At 72.4% G+C, this 19,667-nt stretch carries 15 protein-coding genes; 4 read left to right on the forward strand and 11 right to left on the reverse strand.

The genetic code is table 11. The annotated features are described in order from the left end of the window. The first annotated feature begins 89 nt into the window (after nt 1-89). Entirely contained in the window at nt 90-689 is a 600-nt protein-coding gene (locus OG519_RS05400; protein ID WP_405579334.1) for a TetR/AcrR family transcriptional regulator, read from the forward strand. A gap of 49 nt (nt 690-738) precedes the next feature. Here the strand turns inward: OG519_RS05400 and OG519_RS05405 are convergent, their stop codons facing one another. Next, nucleotides 739-2,037, reverse strand: a complete 1,299-nt coding sequence (locus tag OG519_RS05405; protein ID WP_405579336.1) for a glycoside hydrolase family 10 protein — start codon at nt 2,035-2,037, stop codon at nt 739-741. A 404-nt stretch (nt 2,038-2,441) separates the two neighbouring features. Here OG519_RS05405 and OG519_RS05410 point away from each other — a divergent pair, with 404 nt between their 5' ends. Further along, complete coding sequence (locus OG519_RS05410; protein WP_405579338.1) at nt 2,442-3,299, forward strand: 3-hydroxybutyryl-CoA dehydrogenase; 858 nt, start codon at nt 2,442-2,444, stop codon at nt 3,297-3,299. A 36-nt stretch (nt 3,300-3,335) separates the two neighbouring features. On the opposite strand, the gene OG519_RS05415 is transcribed toward OG519_RS05410, so the two are convergent. Then, entirely contained in the window at nt 3,336-4,145 is an 810-nt protein-coding gene (locus OG519_RS05415) for an ABC transporter ATP-binding protein (RefSeq protein ID WP_405592478.1), read from the reverse strand. Nucleotides 4,146-4,674: 529 nt separating this feature from the next. On the opposite strand from OG519_RS05415, the gene OG519_RS05420 reads away from it, so the two are divergent. Beyond that, on the forward strand, nt 4,675-5,427 hold the full coding sequence (locus tag OG519_RS05420) for a TetR/AcrR family transcriptional regulator (RefSeq protein WP_405579340.1): 753 nt from the start codon (nt 4,675-4,677) through the stop codon (nt 5,425-5,427). A 55-nt stretch (nt 5,428-5,482) separates the two neighbouring features. On the opposite strand, the gene OG519_RS05425 is transcribed toward OG519_RS05420, so the two are convergent. The 9 genes from OG519_RS05425 to infC form a co-directional block, all read right to left on the reverse strand. Next, nucleotides 5,483-9,040 (reverse strand): choice-of-anchor D domain-containing protein, encoded by a 3,558-nt coding sequence (locus OG519_RS05425; protein WP_405579342.1) that lies wholly within the window; start codon nt 9,038-9,040, stop codon nt 5,483-5,485. A 364-nt stretch (nt 9,041-9,404) separates the two neighbouring features. Further along, entirely contained in the window at nt 9,405-10,652 is a 1,248-nt protein-coding gene (locus OG519_RS05430) for a PP2C family protein-serine/threonine phosphatase (RefSeq protein ID WP_405579344.1), read from the reverse strand. Nucleotides 10,653-10,988: 336 nt separating this feature from the next. Beyond that, nucleotides 10,989-13,610 carry a phenylalanine--tRNA ligase subunit beta gene (pheT, locus tag OG519_RS05435; protein ID WP_405579347.1) on the reverse strand — a complete coding sequence of 874 codons (2,622 nt, stop codon included), beginning with the start codon at nt 13,608-13,610 and terminating at the stop codon, nt 10,989-10,991. Further along, a complete protein-coding gene (pheS, locus tag OG519_RS05440; RefSeq protein ID WP_405579349.1) occupies nt 13,610-14,731 on the reverse strand; it encodes a phenylalanine--tRNA ligase subunit alpha in 1,122 nt (373 codons plus the stop codon). Before pheS ends, pheT begins: the two co-directional genes overlap by 1 nt. A 219-nt stretch (nt 14,732-14,950) precedes the next feature. Then, a complete protein-coding gene (locus OG519_RS05445) occupies nt 14,951-16,246 on the reverse strand; it encodes an ATP-binding protein (protein ID WP_405579351.1) in 1,296 nt (431 codons plus the stop codon). 43 nt (nt 16,247-16,289) lie between these two features. Beyond that, nucleotides 16,290-17,147: a TrmH family RNA methyltransferase gene (locus tag OG519_RS05450; protein ID WP_405579352.1), complete on the reverse strand. Its 858-nt coding sequence runs from the start codon at nt 17,145-17,147 to the stop codon at nt 16,290-16,292. Nucleotides 17,148-17,361: 214 nt separating this feature from the next. Next, nucleotides 17,362-17,745, reverse strand: a complete 384-nt coding sequence (rplT, locus tag OG519_RS05455) for a 50S ribosomal protein L20 (protein ID WP_093739444.1) — start codon at nt 17,743-17,745, stop codon at nt 17,362-17,364. 98 nt (nt 17,746-17,843) lie between these two features. After that, on the reverse strand, nt 17,844-18,038 hold the full coding sequence (rpmI, locus tag OG519_RS05460) for a 50S ribosomal protein L35 (protein ID WP_405579354.1): 195 nt from the start codon (nt 18,036-18,038) through the stop codon (nt 17,844-17,846). Between the two features lie 164 nt (nt 18,039-18,202). Beyond that, nucleotides 18,203-18,910 (reverse strand): translation initiation factor IF-3, encoded by a 708-nt coding sequence (infC, locus tag OG519_RS05465; protein WP_405592480.1) that lies wholly within the window; start codon nt 18,908-18,910, stop codon nt 18,203-18,205. A gap of 355 nt (nt 18,911-19,265) precedes the next feature. On the opposite strand from infC, the gene OG519_RS05470 reads away from it, so the two are divergent. After that, nucleotides 19,266-19,667, forward strand: a complete 402-nt coding sequence (locus OG519_RS05470) for a DUF1844 domain-containing protein (RefSeq protein ID WP_405579357.1) — start codon at nt 19,266-19,268, stop codon at nt 19,665-19,667.

Genomic DNA, 19,667 nt, shown 5'->3' on the forward strand with positions numbered 1-19,667 from the left:
CGGACTGCCGTCCATTTCGCCTCAGACTAACGGACAACTGTCCGGTTGGCAAGGACGGGATGCGGCGGCGAACCCGTGAGGAGAAAGACGTGCCCCAGCCGAAGAAGGACACTCCCCTGCGCTCGGACGCGCAGCGCAATCGCGAACGCATCCTTCAGGTCGCGATGGTCGAACTGACCCTGCGGGCGGACGTCCCGCTGAGCGAGATCGCCAAGAAGGCCCGCGTCGGCCAGGGCACGATCTACCGCAACTTCCCCCATCGCGAGGCGCTGGTCCTTGAGCTCTACCGCCACGAGATGCAGCAGGTCTCCGAAGCGGCGACCGGGTTGCTCGCCACGCGCGCACCCGAACAGGCCCTGCGCGAGTGGATGGACCGCCTCGCCGGATTCGCCATGGCCAAGGCCGGCCTGGCCAACGCGATCCGGCTGGTCACCGGCGCGCCGCCGGGCCCCCCCGCCAAACCGGGTCCCACCCCGATGATGGACGCCGCCAAAATCCTGCTCCGCACCAACGAGGAGGCCGGCACCATCCGCCCAGGGGTGACCCCGGACGACTTCTTCCTGGCGATCGCCGGCCTCTGGCAGATCGACCCGCGCGAGGACTGGCAGCCGAGGGCCACCCGGTTGCTGGACATCGTCATGGACGGACTGCGCGCCGGGGCGCCCGGACGAAGACCGGACCACCGGTGACAGAGCCACGTGAACCCGCCCCGGACGCCGCCGGAGCCGCGGCCCCCGGCTACCGCCTCCCGCGGTGCTTGTAGCGCTCGGCGACCAGGCTCATGGCGCCCAGCGGATCGGCGACGACCTGCGTCGCGGAGAAGTAGATGTTGCCCCGGACCTCGGGGTACCGGTCGCAGAAGTCGAGGTGCCGGAGCAGTTCCCGGGGGTCCTGCCACGGTGCCGGCTGCGCCGGGTCGCCGACCTTGTAGAGGGCCTCGCCGATGTAGAGGCGCACCCGGGTGCCGGCCACCGCGGCGGACCACCAGGGGATCAGCGTCGCGTAGTCGGCGGCGGCGAAACCGATGTTCCAGTAGACCTGGGGGACGATGTAGTCGATCCATTCCTTACGGACCCAGGTGCGGGTGTCCGCGTGCAGGTCGTCGTAGGTCCGCACACCGGCCGTGGTGGCCGAGCCGAGGGGGTCGTCGGCCGCGTTGCGCCAGACGCCGAACGGGCTGATGCCGAAACGGGTCCTGGGCCGGATCCGCTTGATCCGGGCGGCGGTCTCCCGGACCAGCAGGTCGGTGTTGTGGCGGCGCCACGCGTCGCGGTCGGGGAAGCCCGCGCCGTAGCGGGCGTAGGCGTCGTCGTCGGGGAAGGTCTGTCCCGCCACCGGATACGGATAGAAGTAGTCGTCCCAGTGCACGGCGTCGATCGGGTAGCGGCGGACCGCGTCCAGCATCGCGTCCTCGACGAAGCGGCGGACCTCGGGCAGACCGGGGTTGTAGTAGAGCTTGCCGCCGAACGGCACGGCCCACTCCGGACGCAGCCGGGCCGGGTGGGTGGGGACCAGCGTGCCGGGGTCGTCGGTCATCGCCACCCGGTAGGGGTTGAACCAGGCGTGCAGTTCCAGGCCGCGCCGGTGCGCCTCCTGGACGGCCGTGCCAAGCGGGTCCCAGCCGGGGTCACGCCCCTGGGTGCCCGTCAGATACCGCGACCAGGGCTCGTACGGCGACGGCCAGAACGCGTCGGCGGTCGGCCTGACCTGGAACATCACCGCGTTCAGCCGCCGTTCGACGGCGAGATCGAGCAGGCCGAGCAGTTCGGCCCGCTGCTCGGCGGGGGTGAGGCCGGGGGCTGACGGCCAGTCGGTGTTGGCGACGGTGGCGATCCACATGCCGCGCAGTTCCCGGCAGGAGGTGGCGTCCGCCGCCCGGCACCCGCTCGCGGGGAGGGCTCCGCCCGCCGCCGGCGAGGCGCCCGGGGCGCTCGGTGACACCTTCGCGGCGGCCGCCGCCGCGGATCTTGGGACGCCGCCGGCCGCCAGCGCGGCCGCCGCCGTCACGGTGAGGGTCCTGCGGGAGAGCCGTCCCATCCGTTCCTCCTGACCGTCGGTCACACCATCGAGCGCGCCTCGTCCGTCACGATGTCCGCCACGTGTCCGTCACGTGTCCGTCACGTGTCCACCACAACGTCCACCACAACGTCCGTCCCAACCCTGGGGTCGTGAAGCCGTGTCCACAACCGGGTCCGCCGCGACCGGGCCACGGCGACCTGACCGCCACGACCGGGCCGCCACGACCGGGCCGCCACGACCGGGCCGTCCCGCCGATGATGGGCCCCGGCGCCCGGGTCCACAACCCACCAGACCGTCCCATCACTTCCGCACCAATCGCGACCATGGCGCCGATGCCCCCGCCGGGTGGCCGGGCGGCGGTAACGTCTGTGCGGTACCCGCGAGGAGTACCTGGGAGTGCCGGAGAGGCGAGGGGCAGACGAGTGAGTGACATCCAGCGCGTCGGAGTGGTGGGCGCGGGCCAGATGGGTTCCGGGATCGCCGAGGTGTGCGCGAAGGCCGGGCTCGACGTCCGGATCGCGGAGACCACCCGTGAGGCACTCGACCAGGGCCGCGCCCGGTTGACCGGTTCGCTCGGCAAGGCCGCCGAGCGCGGCAAGATCACCGCGGCGGAGCGCGACGCGGCGCTGGCCCGGGTGGGTTTCACCACCGACCTCGGTGACTTCGCCGACCGCGATCTGGTGATCGAGGCCGTGGTCGAGGACGAGCGGGTCAAGACCGGGATCTTCCGGACGCTCGACGAGGTGGTGCTCCGCCGGGACGCGATCCTGGCCTCCAACACCTCCTCCATCCCGCTGGTCCGGCTCGCGGTCGCCACCTCCCGCCCCGACCACGTGCTCGGCATCCACTTCTTCAACCCGGCGCCGGTGCAGTCGCTGGTGGAGCTGATCCCGGCGCTCACCACCGCGGGCGACACCGTCAAGCGGGCGGAACACCTGGTCACCGAGGTGCTGGGCAAGCACGCCATCCGCGCCCAGGACCGCTCGGGGTTCGTGGTGAACGCGCTGCTGGTGCCGTATCTGCTGGCCGCGATCCGGATGTACGAGTCGGGGGCGGCGACCCGCGAGGACATCGACAACGGTATGGAGATGGGCTGCGCGCACCCGATGGGTCCGCTGAAGCTCTCCGATCTGATCGGCCTGGACACGGTCGCCGCGATCGCCGACTCGATGTACGACGAGTTCAAGGAGCCGCTCTACGCGCCGCCGCCGATCCTGCGGCGGCTGGTGGACGCGGGGCGGCTGGGCCGCAAGTCGGGCGCGGGCTTCTACCCGTACTGACCGGAGCGGCGCGCTCGCCCTCGACCGGACAACTCGTCACTTCCCGGCCCGGTCGGCCCGGTCGCCGTGATCCCCGCCGTCGCCGTCGTCGCCGTCATCGTCGCCGTGCCGCTCATAGGCCTGGACGACCTCCTCCGTCGGCCCGTCCATGAGGAGTTCGCCGTGCTCGATCCAGAGCACGCGGTCGCAGGTGTCCCGGATCGACTTGTTGTTGTGGCTGACCAGGAAGACCGTGCCCGCTTCCTTGCGCAGCTCCCGGATACGTTCCTCGGAGCGCTTCTGGAAGGCGTGGTCGCCGGTGGCCAGGGCTTCGTCGATCATCAGTACGTCGTGGTTCTTGGCGGCGGCGATGGAGAAGCGGAGCCTGGCCGCCATGCCGGAGGAGTAGGTCCGCATCGGCAGCGAGATGAAGTCGCCCTGGTCGTTGATGCCGGAGAACTCCACGATGCCCCGGTAGCGGCCGCGGACCTCCTCCTGCGACATGCCCATGGCGAGGCCGCCGAGCAGCACGTTGGTGCCGCCGGTGAGGTCGTTCATCAGCGCGGCGTTGACGCCGAGCAGGGACGGCTGGCCCTCGCTGTAGACCCTGCCGCGGTCGGCGGGCAGCAGCCCCGCGATCGCCTTGAGCAGCGTGGACTTGCCGGAGCCGTTGGAGCCGATGATGCCGATCGCCTCGCCGCGATAGGCCGTGAAGGTGACGCCGCGGACCGCGTGGACGGTGTGCACGTTCGGCGTCCCCCTGCGCAGCAGCAGCCGGCGCAGGGCGGAGGTCGCGTTGCCGCGGCCGGTGCCGGCGCCGTAGATCCGGTAGACGACGTGCAGGTCCTCCACGATCACCGTGGGCACCCGGGTCTCGGCCGGGGCGTTGACCCCGGCGGCCTCCCCCGGCGCGGCGGTCGCACCGGCCGCGGGCTCGGCGACGGGCTCCGCGGCGGCCGACGGGCTCGGCGACGGGCCCGGCGGGGCGTCGCGGGGTTCGGGGCCGCCGGCCGCGGGCGCTTCCCGGGGCTCGGAGACCGCCTCGGGTGGCCCCTCGGTCCCGGGCTGCTCGCCCGTGGCCTGTTCAGCGGTTCGGTCAGCCACGCCCGTACTCCTCCTCGGACGACCAGAAGAACACGTACCCACCCATTGCGGCCACAGTCGCCCACATCAGGCCGAGCGGCCACCCGTACGGCCGGACCCGGGCGCGAGCGGCGGGCGGGACGGCTGCCAGGGCGGCAGGCGACGCGACGGACATCGGGGCCTCCCGGAGGTACGGCGTACAGCACGACGGAACGGGTCCGTATCGTCGCGACCGAGAGTAGGACGAGCAGGGACGGAACGCAACCGTTCCGTCGCCACGCCACCGATCCGTTGTTCGGTTAGGCTCACCGCCATGGAAGCGGGATCTCCGGTGGCCGGCCGGCCGGACGAGGGCGACAGCGGCAACAGCAGCGACGGCGGCGACGGCAACAGTGGCGAGGGGCGCGCCCCGACCGAAGAGCGGACCGGGCCCACCGACCGATCGGCCGGCAGCGCCCGCACCTCGCGCCGGGCGCCCGCGGGCGCGGCCGTACTGCGGACGGAGGTGACCGAGGCGATCCGGGCGGCCGTCTTCGCCGAACTCGCCGCCGTCGGCTACGGGCGGATGTCGATGGAGGGCATCGCCCGGCGGGCGGGCGTCGGCAAGGCCGCCGTCTACCGGCGGTGGCGCGCCAAGCTGCCGCTCGTGCTCGACCTGGTACCGGACGTGGCCGCGGCCGGGCTGCCGGTGCCGGACACCGGCTCGCTGCTGGGGGACGTACGGGCGCTGCTCCAGGTGGGAGCGGGCGCGCTGCGGCACCCGCTGGCCGTACGGATCGTCCCGGACCTGCTCGCCGAGGCGGCCCGCACCCCGGAACTGGCCGGCGCGCTGGCCACCGCGCTGCGCGAGACCCACCGCGCGGTCACCTCGGCGGTGCTCCGGCAGGCCGCTGCGCGCGGCGAGATCGCCGCGGACACCGATCCGGCCCTCGCCCTCGACCTGTTGGCGGGACCGCTCTACTGGCGGCTCACCGTGCTGCGCGAGTCCTACGGTCCCGGCGGGCTGGACGCGCTCGCCGCCGCGGTGGTGGCGGCCCTGGTCTCGGCCGCACCGGCCGGCCCTTGACGCGGCGGTGCCGCCGGGCGCGCGAACGCGCCCGGCGGCACCGCTGAGGAGCCGGTCAGCTGTTCCAGACCTGGAGCTCCGAGAGCTGGCCCGCGGGCCAGCCGGTGTTCGCCGTGACGTTCACCCGGAAGTAGCGCTGGGTGGACGCGGCGAAGGTGATGGTGACGATGTTGTTGCCGGCCGGGTCGAAGGAGTACGCGGCCGACGCCTTGAGCGTGGTGAAGGTGCTGCCGTTGGTGCTGCCGGAGACCGACAGCGTCTGGGTCCTGGCGCCCCAGGTGGCGGGGAGCTCGAGGACGACACGGCTCGCGCTCTGCGCGGAACCGAGGTCGACCTGGACCCACTGGGGGAAGGCGCTGTTGGCGCTCTCCCAGTAGGTGTTCTGGTTGCCGTCCGTCACGTCCGACGACGGGTAGACGTCCGAGTGGCTCGACTCGCTGGTGGGCTTGCCGGCCGCCAGGTTGGTGGCCACCGTGCCCGCCCCGGTGCCGGTCAGCGCGACCGTGGCCGGGCTGTTCGACGCGTTGCTGTTGACGGTGACGGAGCCGGTGCGGGTGCCGGACGCGGTCGGGGTGAACTTCACGCTGACCGTGCAGGAGGCGTTCACCGCGATCGAGGACCCGCAGGTGTTGGTCTGCGAGAAGTCACCGCCGGCGGTGACGCCGGAGACGGCCGCGGCCGCGGTTCCGGTGTTGGTGACGGTCACCGTCTGCGCGGCGCTCGTGGTGTTGAGCGCCTGGCTGGCGAAGGTCAGCGAGGACGGGCTGGTGGACAGGTTCGCCGACGTGGTGCCGCCGCCGCTGCCGCTCGGGAACACCTGGAAGTCCGACAGCTGGCCGGCGCTCCACCCCGAGTTGGCGGTGATGTTGGCCCGTACGTAGCGGGCGGTGGCCGCGTTGAAGGTGATGGTCACCGTGTTGTTGTTGGCGTTCGGGTCGAAGGTGTAGGTGGCCGAGCCCACGAGGTTGGAGAAGCTGGAGCCGTCCGTCGACCCCTGGAGCGACAGGGTCTCGGTGCGGGTCGCCCACGCGGTGGCCGGCGGGAGCTTCAGGACGACCTTGCCGACGCTGTAGTTCTGCCCGAGGTCGACCTGGGCCCACTGCGGGAAGGAGCTGGCGCTCTCCCAGTAGGTGGACGCGTCGGTGTCGGTGAGGTTCGCCGGCACGTACGGGCTGCTGCTGGAGCTCGCGGTGGCCGTCCGGCCGGCCGCGATGTTGGTGCTGGAGTCGATGCCGCTGCCGCTCAGCGCGACGACGGTCGGGCTGTTGTTGGCGTTGCTGGTGACGGTCAGGTTGCCGCTGCGGGCGCCGCCGGTGGTGGGCTTGAAGCCGACGGTCACCGTGCAGGACGCGCCGACCGCGAGGCTGGAGCAGTTGTTGGTCTGGCTGAAGTCGCCGGACGTGGTGACGCCGGAGACGGTGGCCGCGGAGGTGCCGGAGTTGGTCACCGTCACCGTCTGCGCGGTGGCCGACGAGCCGACCACCGTACTGGCGAAGGAGAGGCCGGCCGGGTTGGTGTTCAGAATCGGTCCCGGCGCGACGCCGGTGCCGGACAGGCTGACCGTGTCGGTGTTGCCGCCCGCGTTGACGGTGACCGTGCCGGTACGGCTGCCGGCCGCGGTCGGCGCGAACTTCACGCTGATCGTGCAGGAGCCGCTGGCCGGGATCGACGTACCGCAGGTGTTGGTCTGCGAGAAGTCGCCGGTGGCGGCGATCGAGGAGACGGCCGCCGCCGAACCGGTCGGGTTGGAGACCGTGACGGTCTGCGCCGAGCTGGTCGAACCGGTCGCGACCGAGCCGAAGTTGAGGGCGCTGGGGTTGGCCTGGACGCCCTCGGCCGGGTACGGCGGGAAGACCGGGGTCGGCCAGGGACCGCAGACCGGCGTACCGGAGATGCCGGAGTTGCCGCCCCCGTCGGTCACGACGAAGTTGCCGCCCTCACAGCTGTAGATCGGCGAGGGGGCGCCGACGCCGGTGGCCGTCACGTTGGTGAACTTCGCGGCGCCGCCGGTCTGTTCCTGGAGCGCGAAGGTGCCGGTGCCCGCGATGGTCACGTTGTTGAGGTTGACCCCGCTGACGGTGCCCTCAACCCACTGGACGGCCTCGTACGGGCTCTGCTCGATCAGCGCGTTGGTGACGTTGATCGGCCCGGTGATGGCGCCCTGGCTGCCGTCGAACCACAGCGCGCCGACACCGAACTGCCAGTTGGGGTCGAGGCCGCCGTCGCGGATCAGGGTGTTGTTGGAGATCGTGGTGGTGCCGACCGGGGTGGAGGTGAAGCGCTGCCCGACGTGGATGCCGCCGCCCTGGGCGAGGCCGGTGTCCTGCACCAGGTTGCCGCTGACGGTGTTGTCGTGGCCGCCGTAGATCGCGATGCCGTTGGCGAGGATCTGCGTTTCCACCGTGTTGTTGGAGATGGTGTCGTTGGCGTCCGCGCCGAGACCGGAGTCGGCCCAGGTCGCGATGCCGTCGTCACCGGTGTTGCGGATCTCGCTGTTGGTGACGGTGGAGTTGGTGACGCCGCCGTGGAAGTTGATGCCGTCCGCGGTGGTGTCGCGGATGCGCATCCCGGTGAAGGTCAGCTTGTCCATCGGCCCGTCCATCCAGGCGCCGACCTTCATGTGGTCGATCCACACACTGGAGACGGTGGAGTTGCTGAGTGCGCCGCCGATGCCGTTGACCTGGGCGCTGTCGTCGCGCTCCTGGACGTTGCCGAAGATCGCGAAGTTCTGCAGGTGCACGTTGCTGCTCGGCGAGGGCGCGGAGTTGCCGTAGAAGCCGGGTGCGGTACCGGTCACGGTCGAGTACCACATGCCGGCGCCGGCCACCGTGACGTTGTTGACCGAGATGTGTCCGGGGATGTTGTACGTGCCCGGCGGTATCCACACCGTGCCGCCGGCGCCGGCCGCGCTGATGGCGGCGTTGAACGCGGCGGTCGAGTCGGCGGCGCCGGTCGAGTCGGCGCCCTTGCTGGTCACCGAGACCGAACCGGACGGCTGCGGCAGCGCGGCGCCGACCTGCTCGAAGTCGGCGAAGTCGACGGTGTACGAGGAGGCGTTGTCCCCGGAGTCGACCTGCAACTTGAAGGTGGTGCCCGCGGGATACGACTGCGAGAAGAGGCGGTGCGCCTCGTCGTAGAAGTGGTGCGGGTTGCTGCCGGGGGAGTTGGTGAAGGGGTAGCTGCCGTAGTACCAGCTGTAGGCGTCGGTCAGCGAGAAGTCCGGCTGCTTGACGTTGTTGACGTACAGCGACAGCGGGGCGGTGTAGACCGAGCCGCCCGCGCCGTCCGGGATGCTGTAGCGGAAGTCGATCGAGTTGGTCGCCACCGGGGTGGTGAAGGAGACGTACTTGCCGCTGCCCTGGAGGGTCACGGCCTTGCGGTAGGACGCCTCGTCGGCGAGCTGGCCGGCGCTGTAACTCGGGCCGATGACCGTCCCGTTGGTGGCGGAGTTCTCCGCCTGCACCTCGACGTAGGGCAGGCTCGCGCCGCTGCCTCCGGTGGCGGCGGCCCAGGCGGGCTGGGCCGCGAGGGCGATGACGCCGGCGGCGGCGAGCAGAGCGGTGGTACTTCCCAGGGCGATGGTGCGCCCTAGCTGTCTGATGGGCTGGAACAACGTGTGCTCCTTTCGACATGAAAGGCCGGCCCGCGCCGGTCCGTGCGCCGGCGGCCACCGCGGACCGCCGTCGGACGCACGGAGAAGCGAGGCGTCGGCGACGTGGCAGAGCACGCGGAAACGCCTCACTGCTCCGTGCGCGACGGAGGCGAGGTGGTTCGTGGTTCACGGGTCGGTGCGGGCGGTGCGGGCTGTACGGGGCGGTCGCGTCGCATGGGAACCGTAATGTCACCGACACGGGTCCGCAATATCTAGACTCAAGTTTGCTGAATCAAAAACTTTCTTCCGCAAGAAGCGATGGGCATCGCGAAGCATTTCCGCAGACCGTGGTGCTGGGGCGGCTGCGGACCGGCGGGTCGGGTCGTCAGAGTTGCGGCGCGCCCGAGCAGAGGGCCGCGGGGCGTTCGGGGTTGGGCTTGCGGGCGGCGTCCCGGATCAGCACCAGGACGGCCATGTCGTCGGCGAGCCGGCCCCCGGTGTGGCGCTGCACGGCGCTCCGCAGACCGGCCGCGACGGCCGGCGCCGACAGCGGGCCGGGGGTGGCGTCCCTGGTCAGGGCGGCGGAGAGCGGGAAGAAGGTGCCGGCGCCGTCGCGGGCGTCCTGCGTACCGTCGGTGTAGAGCAGCAGCCCCTCCCCCGCGGCGATCCGGCCGACGGCCGACCCGGCCGGGAGCGCACCAGGTCCACCGGGGCTGTCCGGTCCGCCGCCGGGGCCGGCCGGTCCGCCGCCCGGTCCGCCGCCCGGTCCGCCAGGTGCGCCGGGTGCGGCCGGTTCGAGGAGGCCGAGCGGCGGCAGCGGGTCGCCCAGCGGCAGCGGGCTGGGGCGCGGGCCGAGCAGGTACGGCTGCGGGTGGCCGCAGTTGACGGCCTGGTAGGTGCCGTCGGCGCCGAGCTGGATGAGCTGGACGGTGGCGAACTCCTCGGTCACCGGGTCGCACGCGCCCGGCTCGCGGTCCCGCAGATGCCGGTGGAGGGCGCCGTCGAGGCGGTGCAGCACACCGCTCAGCTCGGGTTCCTGGTGGGCGGCCTCGCGGAAGCAGCCGAGCAGGGCGGCGACCACGCCGACCGCCGGCAGGCCGTGCCCCCGGGCGTCACCGATCAGGGCCCGCACGCCGAAGGGAGTGGCCAGCACTTCGTAGAAGTCGCCGCCGATGTGCGCGCCGACGCTGGCGCTGACGTACTCACCGGCCACCGTCCACTCGCCGATACGGTGCGGCAGCGGACGCAGCAGCACCTGCTGGGCGGCGAGCGCGATCTCGCGGGTGCGGTCGAGCTCCGAGGTGAGCCGGCTGCGGCCGGTGGCGGCGCACACACCGGTGATCAGCACGGCGAGCATGGTGACGGCGGCGCCTATGGCGGGGCCGGTGTCGACCGTGGCGTCCTTGGTCATCTCACCGGCGAGCACCGCGAGGGTGAGCGCCCCGCTCACCAGCACCCGGCGCCGCCCGCCGCCGAGCAGGCAGGTCAGGGCGGGCGTGATCGCCAGCCCGGCCAGCACGTCCTCGCCGTCCTTCAGCCACCACGACAGCGTGGCCAGCGCGGTGATCCAGGCGCCGGGCACCAGCAGCCACGGAGCCCGGCGCAGCCCACCACAAACCCATTCCAGCGTCATCCACCGGCTCCCTTACTGGCAGCCGCGCCCGCGCCCGGCTCTCGCGTCCCCGAGTCTGGCGACTCCTCCTCCCATCGCACCCCTCACGCCCCCCTTAATCACCCGAAAGAGCGACGAAACCCACCACGCCCGGCAGGGCGCTTGACCGGGTTTGATCGGACTTGACCGGGTTTGACTGGTTTGACTGAGCTTGACCGGACCTAGAACGGGCAGAGCCGCCATCGCCCGCCGGCCCACCCGGCACGGGCCGCCCCGGCCCGCTCGGGGGTACGGCACAGGGGCCGCTCCCGGGATGGGGGCGGCCCCTGTGGGTGGGGGTGCGGGTGGCGGTGGGGGTCAGGCGCCGCGGAGGGTGGCACCGGTTCGGGTGGTGGCGGCGGCGACCGCGGCGTCCCTGGCCGTGGTGGCCTCCTCGGCCGTCAGGGTGCGGTCGGGGGCGCGGAAGCGCAGAGCGTAGGCGAGGGACTTGCGGCTCTCGCCGATCTGCGGGCCGCGGAAGATGTCGAACAGCCGCAGAGACTCCAGGAGTTCGCCCGCGCCCTCGCAGAGGGCCCGCTCGACGTCGGCGGCCGGGACGCTCTCGTCCACCACCAGGGCGACGTCCTGGGTGGCGACCGGGAAGGCGGAGACCCGGGGGCCGGTCACCGCGGCGCCGCCCACCCGCTCCAGCACGTCCAGGTCCACTTCCGCCGCGCACGTCCGCGCGGGCAGCCCGAGCGCCTTGGTGACCCGGGGGTGCAGCTCGCCCGCGTGGCCGACCAGCACCTCCGCGCCGGCACCGGCGCCGGCAGCGTCTCCACTGTCTGCACCGTCACCGCCGGCGGCCTCCGTACCGCCCGCGGGGCTCGCCAGCAGCACCGCGCACCGTCCGGGGTGGAAGGGCGCGTACTGGCCCTGGCGGACCGTCAGCCGTACGCCGGCCTCCCGGGCGATGGTCCGGGCCGCCTCGATCGCGTCGGCCCACGTCGCCGGGTGGCCCTCGCCCCACCAGCCGGCCTGCTCCCGGCCCCCGGCCAGCACCACACCGACCCGCCGCGGCTGGTCCGGCAGCGCCGCTTCGAGCTCGGCGATCTCCTCCGGCGTCGGACGCCGGTCGACCGGCAGCCTCGGCGGCACCGGGCTGTGCTCCCGCGACTCCTTGGGCTGGAAGACCAGCCCCGTCTCGAAGAGCGCCAGATCGTGCGCGCCACGCCCGAGGTTCCGCCGCAGCGTCGCCAGCAGCCCGGGCAGCAGCGTGGTCCGCAGCGACGGCTCGGTCTCGTAGAGCGGATTGGCGAGCCGTACGGTCCGCCGCCGCGGATCATCCGCGGCCAGACCGAGCTGGTCGAAGACCTCCGCCCCGAGGAAGGGGTAGCTCGGCGCCTCCACGTATCCGGCCCCGGCCAGCGCCCGGCCGACCCGCCGGCGCAGTCGCTGCGAGGCGGTCAGACCGCGCCCGGCCGGCAGCCGCGGCAGGGTGGACGGCAGGTTCTCGTACCCTTCGAGCCGGATGACCTCCTCCGCCAGGTCGTTGGGGAAGGACAGGTCCGGCCGCCAGCTCGGCACGGTGACGATCAACTCGTCGGCCCCGTCGGCCCCGTCGGCCCCGTCCACATCGCCGGCGCCGGCCGTGGCGACCTCGCAGCCGATCTCCCGCAGCCGCCGGATCACCGTCTCACGGCCGTAGACCGTGCCGGCCACCCGGTCGGGGTGGTCGGCGGCCATAGCGACGGTGCGCGGCGCCGACGGCGTGACCACATCGGTGACGCCCGGCTCCGCCGACCCGCCGGCCAGCAGCACCAGCAGGTCGACGGCCCGCTGCGCTGCCGCGGCGGTCGCCTCCGGGTCGGTGCCGCGCTCGAAGCGGCGGGACGCCTCGGAGCCCAGCTTGTGGCGGCGGGCGGTGCGCGCGACGGACACCGGGGCGAAGTGCGCGGCCTCGATGACGACCTCGGTCGTCCCGGCGTCCTCGCCCGCGTCGGCGATCTCGGTGTGGGCGCCGCCCATCACCCCGGCCAGGCCGATCGGACCGCTGTCGTCGGTGATGACCAGGTCCTCGGTGTCCAGCACCCGCTGCACACCGTCGAGGGTGGTGAGCTTCTCGCCGGCCTCGGCGCGCCGCACCCCGATGGGTCCGGCCAGCCGGGTCCGGTCGTACGCGTGCAGCGGCTGCCCGATCTCGATCATCACGTAGTTGGTGATGTCGACGGCGAGCGAGATCGGCCGCATACCGACCTTCTGCAGCCGCCGCTGGAGCCAGATCGGCGAGCGGGCGGCAGGGTTGATCCCGGTCACCGTCCGGGCGGTGAACCGGTCGCTGCCGACCGGGTCGGCGACCTTGACCGGGTAGCCCGCGTCGTCCGCCGACGGCACGTCGATCTGCGCCGGGTCGCTGAACGGCAGCCCGTAGGCGATGGCGGTCTCCCGCCCGACGCCGCGCAGCGACAGGCAGTAGCCGCGGTCCGGGGTGACCGCGATGTCGAGCACCTCGTCGACCAGCTCCAGCAGCGCGATCGCGTCGGTGCCGGCCTCGTGCTCGTCGGGCAGCACGATGATGCCGTCGTGGTCGTCGCCCATGCCCAGCTCGCGGGCGGAGCAGATCATGCCGTGCGAGGTGTGGCCGTACGTCTTGCGCGCCGAGATCTGGAAGTCGCCGGGCAGCACACCGCCGGGCAGGATCACCACGACCTTGTCGCCGACCGCGAAGTTGCTGGCGCCGCAGACGATCTCCTGCGGCTCGCCCGTTCCGTTGGTGTCACCGACGTCCACCGTGCAGAAGCGGATCGGCTTCTTGAAGCCCGTCAGCTCCTCGATGGTGAGCACCTCGCCGACCACCAGCGGGCCCTTGATGCCGGCGCCGAGCTGCTCGACGGTCTCGACCTCAAGGCCGGCGGAAATGAGTTTGGCCTGGACGTCGCGGCCGGTGACACCGGCGGGCAGGTCGACGTACTCCCGCAGCCAAGAAAGCGGGACCCGCATCAGATCTCCATCCCGAACGGAAGGGTGAAGCGCACGTCACCCTCGACGATGTCGCGCATGTCCTCGACGTTGTGGCGGAACATCAGCAGCCGCTCGATGCCGAAGCCGAACGCGAAGCCGCTGTACTTGCGGGGGTCCACACCACAGGCGATCAGCACCTGCGGATTGACCATCCCGCAGCCGCCCAGCTCGATCCAGCCCTCGGAGGAGCAGGTGCGGCAGGGGCGGTCGGGGTCGCCGACGGACGCGCCGCGGCAGACGTAGCAGAGCATGTCCATCTCGGCGGACGGCTCGGTGAAGGGGAAGTGGTTGGGCCGCAGCCGGGTCGTCATGCCCTCGCCGAAGAGCGAGACGACCATGTGGTCCAGGGTGCCCTTGAGGTCGGCCATGGTCAGGCCCTCGTCCACCGCGAGCAGCTCGACCTGCGCGAAGACCGGGGTGTGGGTGGCGTCGAGTTCGTCCGAGCGGTACACCCGGCCGGGCGCGATGACGTACACCGGCAGCTCGCGGTCGAGCAGCGCGCGGATCTGCACCGGGGAGGTGTGCGTGCGCAGCACCACCCCGGACTGCTCCTGGCCCTGCGGGCCCTGAACGAAGAAGGTGTCCTGGGTCTCGCGGGCCGGGTGGTCGGGCGGGAAGTTCAGCGCGTCGAAGTTGAACCACTCGGCCTCGACCTCGGGGCCTTCGGCGACCTCGTAGCCCATGGCCACGAAGAGGTCCTCGATCCGCTCCGACAGCGTGGTCAGCGGGTGGCGGGCGCCGACCGGGCCGCGGTCGTACGGCAGCGTGACATCGACCGCCTCCTCGACCAGCACCCGGGTGTCGCGCTCGGCCTCCAGCTCGCCCTGCCGGGCCGCGAGGGCCTTGTTGACCGCGCCGCGCGCCTGGCCGACCCGCTTGCCGGCCTCCGCCTTGGCCTGCGGCGGCAGCGCGCCGATCTCCCGGTTGGCAAGCGCCAGCGGTGAGGTGCCGCCGGTGTGCGCGGTCTTCACCTGGGCGAGGGCGTCCAGATCGGCGGCGCCGGCGATCGCGGCGAGCGCCTCGTCACGCGTCCGCTCGATCTGTTCCGGCTGCAACGCCTCGACCTCGACTGGGTCGTACGACTTGTTCGGTGCCGACATCTCTTCCCGTTCCGAAATTGGGTGCTGCTGGAGGCGCCTCCAGGGCAGATGGCCTCAGGCGGAGGCGCTGCCCGGCCGGACACATGCCAAAGTCTCAGTCTAGTGGGCATGCGGAGGGCGCCGGGGACGTGGCGGGGGCGCCCGCCGGGGCGGCTGCCGCGCGGTTCCTTCGACGGTGGCCCGGTCGGCGCGGCAGGCTCGGCGCGCCGGTGGTACGGGTCAGGTCATGAACGCGGGGGCCCCGACGGGCAGGATAAATCGGAACTCGGCGCCGCCGCCGTCCGCCCGGCCGACGGTGATGGTCCCGCCGTGCGCCTCGACGATGCCCTTGACGATGTAGAGGCCCAGACCGGTGCCGCCGCGCTTGCTGCCCCGCCAGAAGCGGGTGAAGACACGGCTCATGGACTCCTCCGGGATGCCGGGCCCCTCGTCGCTCACGGTGACCGCGGTGCCCTGCGCCGTACGGTCGCCGCCGGTGGCCGGGGCGGGTGACACCTCGATGGTGACAGTCCCCTCGCCGTGGCGCACCGCGTTTTCCAGCAGGTTGCCGAGGATCTGGTCGACCTTGTCGGGGTCGGCCCACAACGTCGGCAGCGGTCCGCCGACCCGCAGATGGAAGCGGTCGGCCGGCTGGCCGGCGGCGACATGCCCGTCCACGTGGCGCTGGACGGCGGCGGCGAGGTCCACCGGCTGCCTGCGGACCTCCAGCCGCCCGGAGTCGATCCGGGAGATGTCCAGCAGCTCGGCGATCAGCCGGGTGACGCGGTTGGCGTCGGCGTCGACCGTCTCCAGCATCACCTTCTTCTGGTCCTCGGTGAAACGCTCCCACTTGGCGAGCAGGGTGGCGGTGAAGCCCTTCACCGAGGTGAGCGGGGAGCGCAGCTCATGGGCGACGGTGGCGATGAGTTCGGCGTGGCTGCGTTCGGTACGGCGCCGGGCCTCGGTGCCGCGCAAGGTGACCACCAGCCGGCGGACCGGTCCGCCGGGGTGGGCGCGGACGAAGCGGGCCACCACCAGCACCTCGCGACCGCCGGGCAGCAGCAGATTGCGCTCGGGCTGGCCGACCCGGATGGCCAGGCCCGCGTACGGCTCGGTGAGCTGCCACCAGCGGCGGCCTTCGAGGTCTTCGAGCGGCAGCGCCTGCTCCACCGGCCGCCCCAGGACATCGGCGGCGCGCAGCTTGGTGATCCGGGCGGCGGCGGCGTTGAAGCAGATCACCCGGTGCTGCTCGTCGGCGACGACGAGGCCGTCCGGCAGGTCGTCCGGGTCCAGCGCGAGCGAGTCCAGGTGATCCAACGGGCCCAGCGGACCCGGCGGCACGAACGGATCGCCGGGGGCGGCCACCCCGGAACGGGCCGGCGGCAAATGCGACGGTTGATGCGACGGGTGGTGCGACGGGTGCTGGTCCGGCGCCGGGTCGTCAGGCGGTCCGCCGGGGCGGGACTCGACGGGCCGCCCGTCCGCGGGCCGACCCTTCGGCGTGCTGCGGACGCCGTTCTGCGGCATCACGTCCATTCCGCGCCACCCCCCTCTCAGGGCCCCCGGGCACGCCACCCTACTAGCTCGACGTGACAGCGCGGCACCCTCCGGGAGCGCGCTGGGCGCGCGCGGAGGCGTAGAGGCAGACTGCGGCGGCGGTGGCGAGATTGAGACTCTCCGCGCGCCCGTGAATGGGCACCCGTACCACCCCGTCGGTGAGTGCGCGGGTCTCCTCGGGCAGACCCCAGGCCTCGTTGCCGAACACCCAGGCGGTGGGCCCGCCCATGGTTCCGGCGTCCAGTTCGGCGTCCAGGTCGCGGTCGCCGGCCCCGTCCGCGGCCAGCACCCGTACGCCCCCGGCGCGCAGGCCCGCGATCGCGTCGGCCACCGGGACACCGACCGCGATCGGCAGATGGAAGAGGCTGCCGGCCGAGGCGCGTACCGCCTTGGGGTTGTAGAGGTCGACGGAGGCGTCGGTGAGCACCACCGCGTCGGCGCCCGCCGCGTCGGCGCAGCGCAGCACGGTGCCGGCGTTCCCCGGGTCGCGGACGTGCGCGAGCACGGCGACCAGCCGGGGGCGGGCGGCCAGCACCTCGGCGAACGGCGCGTCGAGGAAGCGGCAGACGCCGACCAGGCCCTGCGGGGTGACCGTGTCGGAGATCTCGGCGACGACCTCGGGGGTGGCGGTCAGCACCGGCGCGCCGGCCGCGCGGGCGGCGGCCACCAGGTCGGCGTGCCGCTCCGCCGCCTCGGGGGTGGCGTAGAGCTCGATGAGGGTACGTCCGGCGTCGCCGCCGGGGTGCGCGACGGCTTCCCGCACCGCCTGCGGGCCCTCGGCGAGGAAGCGGCGCTCCTTGCCCCGGAAGCCGCGCTTGCCCAGCCGGTGCGCGGCGGTGACCCGCGCGGAGCGCAGGGAGGTCAGCTCGGGGCCGGGCATGGGACTCGCTTCTCTTCGGGGCGGGCGGTTGCGCACGGGCAGGCGGTCAGGGCCGGTCGGACCGGTCGGACCGGTCGGAGCGGTCGGAGCGCGCGAGGGAAGCCGGCGGGACCCCGCGGCCGGGGCCGAGGGGCCCGCGGCGAGCGGACAGACCACGGGCCCGCAGGGGACAACCCACCCGCGGGCCCGGAACCGTGCTCGGTCCGTCGCGGCGTTACGCGGCCTTCGGCGCGTTGACGTCGGAGGGCAGCGCCTTCTGGGCCACCTCGACCAGCGTCGCGAAGGCGTTGGCGTCGTTGACGGCCAGCTCGGCGAGGATCTTGCGGTCGACCTCGACGTTGGCGGCCTTCAGACCCTGGATGAAGCGGTTGTAGGTGATGCCGTTGGCGCGGGCGGCCGCGTTGATGCGCTGGATCCAGAGCTGACGGAAGTCGCCCTTGCGCTTCTTGCGGTCGTTGTAGTTGTAGACCAGGGAGTGGGTGACCTGCTCCTTGGCCTTGCGGTACAGGCGCGAACGCTGACCGCGGTAACCGCTGGCCTGCTCGAGGATCGCCCGGCGCTTCTTCTGGGCGTTGACTGCCCGCTTGACGCGTGCCACTTGATAACTCCTTTTAGGGGACCGCGGTGAGACTCACACGGCCCGAAAGCGAATGGGGTCCCGGAACGGACCGCGCGCCCCGGTCGGGGGCACACGGATCACTTGCCGAGAAGCTTCTTGATCTTCTTGGCGTCCGACGGGGCCACCTCGACCGTGCCGGTCAGGGCGCGCGTCTTGCTGGACGGCTTGTGCTCGAGCAGGTGGCGCTTGCCGGCGCGCTCACGGAGCACCTTGCCGGAGCCGGTGATCTTGAAGCGCTTGCTAGCACCGCTGTGCGTCTTGTTCTTCGGCATGGCGCCGTGGTCTCCTCGTCGCTGGCCCTCCCGTACGCCGTGGGGCGTACGGAGACCGTCAGTTCTGCATGGGCTGTGCGGTGAGGCGCAGGTGGTCTGCACAGCTCCGCACTGGTCCCGAAGCCGGTGGCTCCGGGGATGTCGCTGGTGTGCCGGCCGATCGCTCAGCCGGCGTCGTGGGTGGCGTCCGCGTGTTCCGCGGTGTCCGCTCCCTCGGTGTCCTCAGTGTCCTCGGCGTCTTCGGTGTACTCGCCGTCACCGGCGTCCTCGGCGTCGTCCGCCGCGGCCTCGCCGCCGTCACCCTGGCGGCCGGCCTTGCGGGCGGCCTGCGCCTCGCGGGCCTCGGCCATGGCCTCGGTCTTCTTCTTGTGCGGGCCGAGAACCATGATCATGTTGCGGCCGTCCTGCTTGGGGTTCGACTCGATGAACCCCAGGTCCTGGACATCCTCCGCGAGCCGCTGCAGCAGTCGGTAGCCGAGTTCCGGCCTGGACTGCTCACGGCCACGGAACATGATCGTGATCTTGACCTTGTCGCCCTGCTTGAGGAACCGGACGACGTGACCCTTTTTGGTGTCGTAGTCGTGCGGGTCGATCTTCGGCCGGAGCTTCATCTCCTTGATGACCGTGTGCGCCTGGTTCTTGCGCGCCTCACGGGCCTTCATGGCCGACTCGTACTTGAACTTCCCGTAGTCCATGAGCTTGCACACGGGCGGACGGGCGGTCGCCGCGACCTCGACCAGGTCGAGGTCGTACTCCTGCGCGAGCTCCAGGGCCTTGGCAAGCGGCACGATGCCGACCTGCTCGCCACTGGGACCGACAAGTCGCACCTCGGGAACGCGAATCCGGTCGTTGATGCGGGGCTCGGCGCTGATGGGGCCTCCTCGGTTGTACGACGCGACTGACTGGCCGACAGCCGCGCTTGAGTCTGTCTCGTCGACTCCCGTACCCGAGGCGCGAAAAAGCACCCCGTACGGGACACAGGCGGGGCTCCTCACAACCGGGAGCACCGCCGCGGTATTCCGCGGGGGCGCATCGACGGAAGCCGGTCGGCGGGAAGCCGTCCGGGATACCGTCTGACCGGACCCGTCGGCCCGCGGGCCGATCAGGTGGGAGATCGGAGCCTCCACTTGGTGGCCGGACACATGGGCATCCGACCGGTCGTTCTCCCACTATACCCGTACCGGCCCGCAGGCCGTAATCGCCCGGACGGGGCATATCGTGTCCCGCATGAGCGACGCACCCCTGCCCGGGTCCTCCGGCCCCTCCGAGGCCTCCGGCACCCCCCACCCTGACGCGCCGGGCTTCGATGACCTCACCCGGGACATCGCCGACGTGCCGGCCGTCGAGGTGATCACCACGGTCGCCGTCCACCTGATGAGCGCGGCCGCCGTCAATCTGGGGCTGGCCGAGGAAGGCGAGAAGCACAAGGACCTCGACGAGGCCCGCAAGCTCATCCAGGCGCTCGCCGGTCTGGTCACCGCCGGCGCGACCGAGATCAGCTCCTTCCACGCGTCGCCGCTGCGGGACGGCCTGAAGTCCTTGCAGCTCGCGTTCCGCGAGGCGTCCATCGTGCCGGACGAACCGGGCCAGGGGCCCGGCGAGAAGTTCACCGGCCCGGTCTACGGCTGA

Source organism: Streptomyces sp. NBC_01190 (genome assembly GCF_045039895.1).
Taxonomy (GTDB): Bacteria; Actinomycetota; Actinomycetes; order Streptomycetales; family Streptomycetaceae; genus Actinacidiphila.

Excerpts from the sequence above, each read along its gene's own strand:
- OG519_RS05450 (WP_405579352.1), bottom strand. The coding sequence starts at position 17,147 with ATGCCCGGCCCCGAGCTGACCTCCCTGCGCTCCGCGCGGGTCACCGCC.
- pheS (WP_405579349.1), bottom strand. The coding sequence starts at position 14,731 with ATGTCGGCACCGAACAAGTCGTACGACCCAGTCGAGGTCGAGGCGTTG.
- OG519_RS05430 (WP_405579344.1), bottom strand. The coding sequence starts at position 10,652 with ATGACGCTGGAATGGGTTTGTGGTGGGCTGCGCCGGGCTCCGTGGCTG.
- OG519_RS05445 (WP_405579351.1), bottom strand. The coding sequence starts at position 16,246 with ATGGACGTGATGCCGCAGAACGGCGTCCGCAGCACGCCGAAGGGTCGG.
- OG519_RS05470 (WP_405579357.1), top strand. The coding sequence starts at position 19,266 with ATGAGCGACGCACCCCTGCCCGGGTCCTCCGGCCCCTCCGAGGCCTCC.
- rpmI (WP_405579354.1), bottom strand. The coding sequence starts at position 18,038 with ATGCCGAAGAACAAGACGCACAGCGGTGCTAGCAAGCGCTTCAAGATC.
- OG519_RS05420 (WP_405579340.1), top strand. The coding sequence starts at position 4,675 with ATGGAAGCGGGATCTCCGGTGGCCGGCCGGCCGGACGAGGGCGACAGC.
- OG519_RS05405 (WP_405579336.1), bottom strand. The coding sequence starts at position 2,037 with ATGGGACGGCTCTCCCGCAGGACCCTCACCGTGACGGCGGCGGCCGCG.
- pheT (WP_405579347.1), bottom strand. The coding sequence starts at position 13,610 with ATGCGGGTCCCGCTTTCTTGGCTGCGGGAGTACGTCGACCTGCCCGCC.